Consider the following 3,744-nt stretch of genomic DNA (forward strand, 5'->3'; position numbering starts at 1 on the left):
AACTGCGCCCGAGCACGGTTCACTTCATGTGCGTCCACACCCCCAACATGCCCCCAAACGGCACCGCGAGACAGACGTAACGGAGTCCTACTAGTCCGTCGTCGTACCCCGCGGTGAGGATCAGCGGTGGGCCCTGCGCAGGCCGGACCTGGCGGCGCGTACCCAGCCGTGGCCGCTGAAAAGCCGGCGAGGTCCATGCCCCGGTTGTCGGCGCGCTCGCCCGTGAACGGGTCGGGTCCCAGACAGCGCTGCCCGGACCGTCCCGCCGGCGCCGTTCCGCCCACCCGTCCCACCCGGTAGAGGGTTGCCCGTCCCGCGCTGATCGACGCCCACCCACTCGGGCCGGCGGCTCGCCGTCGACGCTTAGCCGTCGACGCGGTGTGAGATCGAGGACACGAAGCCACAGGGTGTCAGTGGCGTACGACAGGATGGGCGGGGGAATCAACTGTCGTGGGGGCGTGAGGGTATGACGACGGAACGGACACCGCTGGTCGGCAGAGAGGCGGAACTCGCGCGGCTCGACCGGCTGCTGGCGGATCTGGTGGGGGACGTGCCCGGCCGCCCGGCGGTGCTGGACGTCGGCGGCGAGGCGGGCATCGGCAAGAGCCGACTGGTCCACGAGCTGTGCCTGGCCGCGGCGCGGCGCGGGGCGGCGGTGCTGCGCGGCCGGGCGACGGAGTACGAACGCCACATCCCGTTCCAGCCGTTCACCGACGCCTTCTCCGACCTCGCCCCGGATGCCGTCGAATCCTTCCCGGAGGCTGCCGAGGTCGCCCCGGTGCTGAGCGGCGCTCCCCGCAGCACGGACCGCTTCCACCTCCACCGGGCCACCGCCGCCCTGCTGACCCACGCCGCGGCGTCTGGGCTGGTCGTGGTCCTGGACGACATGCACTGGGCGGACGCCGCGTCGCTGGAACTCCTCGACCATCTCGTACGGCACCCCGTGCGCGCCCGCGTCCTGCTGGTCCTCGCCCGCCGCGACCGGCAGAGCCCCGCGTCGCTCGCCGCGACCCTCACCCGCGGCACGGAGACCGGCACGGTACGGCGGACGGTCCTCGGCCCGCTCGGCGAGCGGGACTGCGTCGAACTGCTCACCCCTGACCTGGCCCGCGACCAGGCCGTACGGCTCTTCACAGCGAGCGAGGGCAACCCGCTGTACCTGCTGACCCTGCTCCAGGCGCACCGCGAGGGCGCGTCGGTGAGCCGACTGTCCACGACCGGCCTCGGGGCGCTGCTGCTCGACGAGCTGACCCCGCTGACGCCGTCGCAGGGCCGGCTCGTCCAAGTGGTGGCAGCTCTGGGCGACCACGCCACGCCCGCGCTGCTCGGCCCGGTGACCGGCCACGAGCCGGGGCAACTGGCCGACGATCTCGCCGTACTGACCGGGCGCGACCTGCTGCGCACCGGCACGCACGGGCGGATCGCGCTGCGTCACCCCGTGCTGCGCAGCCTCGTCCGCGACGGCACCGACCCCTGGCAACGCACGGAGATCCACCGGCTCGTCGGCGCCGAACTCGCCCGTACCGGCGCCCCGTTGGCCGGGCGGGCGCACCACGCCGAGCAGTCGCTGTCCGGCTGGGACCCGCGGGCGGCGGCGGTGCTGGACGAGGCCGCCGAGCAGGCCGCGCAGACGGCGCCCGAAAGCAGCGCGCACTGGCTTGAGGTGGTGCTGCGGCATCTTCCGCACACGCCGGAACACGCGCCCAGACGGCGCGAGTTGATGCTGCGGCGGGCCCGGGCGCTGGGCGTCGGCGGCCGGCTCCGGGAGAGCCGGGACCTGTTGCACCAGGTGATCGCCCTGCCCGACCCGGGCGACGGGACGGGGTCGCGGGCGTCTGCTGTCGTGCTGTGCGCCGTCATGGAGCGCCATCTGGGGCGTTACTCGGAGGCGGTCGCCCTGCTCCGCCGCGAGTTGCACCGCACTGATCCCGCGCCGTCGCTCGCCGACCAGGTGGCGCTGGGCCTGGAGCTGGGCTCCTCGGCCCCGCACGACACCTCGTATCAGGCGGTGCGCTCCGAGATGGCACACACCCTGGAGGTGGCCCGCTCCCTCGGGGACGAGACGGGGGTGGCGGGTGCGCTGAGCGTCGCGGCGCTGGGGGAGGCGTACGAGGGGGAGACGGCCGCGGCGGACGACTTCACCCGCCGGGCCGCGGCCCTCGTGGACTCGCTGCCGGACGGCGATCTGACCGGCCTGTGCGAGCCGCTGGTGCGGCTGGCCTGGGCGGAGGCGTTCCTGGAGCGCTTCGCCGACGCGGAGCGGCACGCCGATCGCGGCCTGGCCATTGCCCGCCGCACCGGCCAGATCTACCTCCTGCCCCACCTTCTCCTGTGCAAGACACACGTGCGCACCCAGACCTGCCGGCTCGCGTCGGCGGTGGAACTGTCCGAGGAGGCCGAGGACATCGCCCGCGGCATCGGCAGTGACGAGCTGCTCGCCTTCGTCCTCGCCACCAGGGCCCACGCCCTGGTCGACGCCTGCCCACCCGGCGATCCGCGGCCACTGGCCACCGCCGAGGAGGCGGTGGCCGCGGCGGGTCTGGGCGTCAACTGGTGGGCGTCCATCGCTTGGTGTGTACTCGGCTACGCGGCGCTCACTGCCGGCGACCCGGCTCGTGCCCGGGAGGCGGTCCTGCGTGCCGGCGGCCCCGGCCTGCGGCGGATGCAGCCCTCCATGCGTCCGCTGTTCCTGGAGGTCCTGGTGACCGCCGCCGTCACCATGGGCGACCTGGACGCGGCGAAGGACTGGGCCGAGCGGGCCCGCGAGGAGGCCGAGCGGCTCGATCTGCCCGTGCAGCGCGCCTCTGCCATGCGCAGTGCCGCGCAGATACGCCTCGGTCTCGGTGACGACAAGGCGGCGGCGGACCTGTTCGTGGCGGCGGCCGACGAGAGCGCCCGCAGCGGAGGGGTGTTCTGGGAGGCGTTCTCCCTGCTCTTCGGCGCCTCACTGTCGGCGGCGGACCCGGGCGGCTCGCGGCGCGGGCAGGCGGCCTGGCACCGCGGGCGGCGACTCGCCGTGGCCGGGGGCTGCGGGATGCTGATCGGTCTCGCCGAGGTGGTTGGCCCGGCGGTGGCCGCCGCCGCTGACGGGCCCGAGCGCCGCCTCGCCGAACTGACCGCACGGGAACGGGAGATCGCCGACCTCGTCGCCGACGGCCTCACCAGCCCGGCGATCGCCGAACGACTCTGCCTGAGCCGCCGCACGGTCGAGACCCACATCTCCCGGGTCTACCGCAAGACGGGAGTGTCATCGCGGGCAGCTCTGGCGGGCCTGATTGCGGGCCGCACGCCGAGGCCTTCCTTGAGAGGATGAGCCACGCACGGTTCGAGCCGCGGATACCGGGGGTCCTGTGCATCAGCCGCAAGTCACAAGTCAGCAGGCCACGAGGCGCGAAACTGTGTGAGCGAGCGGCGGTGTTCGTGTGCCGGACCGGTCAGCTGCTTGTGGACGGTGTCCGCGGTCACCCGTAAATCCCGGGCAACCGCGACAATCGGCGGTACTTCCGGCCCCGCACATGGTCGTCATCTGCCGCCACTGATCGCCCTCGGACGGCCCAGAGACGGCCCGGAGAGGCGGCATCGGGCATCTCATGTCAGTGCAGGCGGGTATGGTCCGGCTGCGATCAAGCATTGGTTTGGGGAGGGGCTTTGAGTGGGCGGTTCGTGAGTTGATGTCCGTTCCGGACTTGGTTACTGCTTCTTGCTAAAGGTGCCGGGCTCGGCCTCGGTGAGGATTCCTAGTGT

At 73.2% G+C, this 3,744-nt stretch carries 1 protein-coding gene; it reads left to right on the plus strand.

The annotated features are described in order from the left end of the window. Positions 1 to 466 precede the first annotated feature (466 nt). Complete coding sequence (locus ACZ5XS_RS45595) at positions 467 to 3,313, plus strand: helix-turn-helix transcriptional regulator (RefSeq protein WP_468661615.1); 2,847 nt, start codon at positions 467 to 469, stop codon at positions 3,311 to 3,313. The last annotated feature ends 431 nt before the right edge of the window (positions 3,314 to 3,744 follow it).

It is taken from the genome of Streptomyces sp. NPDC033131 (genome assembly GCF_055578365.1).

Bases quoted from the DNA above. Each gene is read 5' to 3' on its own strand.
- ACZ5XS_RS45595 (WP_468661615.1), top strand. From the start codon at position 467: ATGACGACGGAACGGACACCGCTGGTCGGCAGAGAGGCGGAACTCGCG.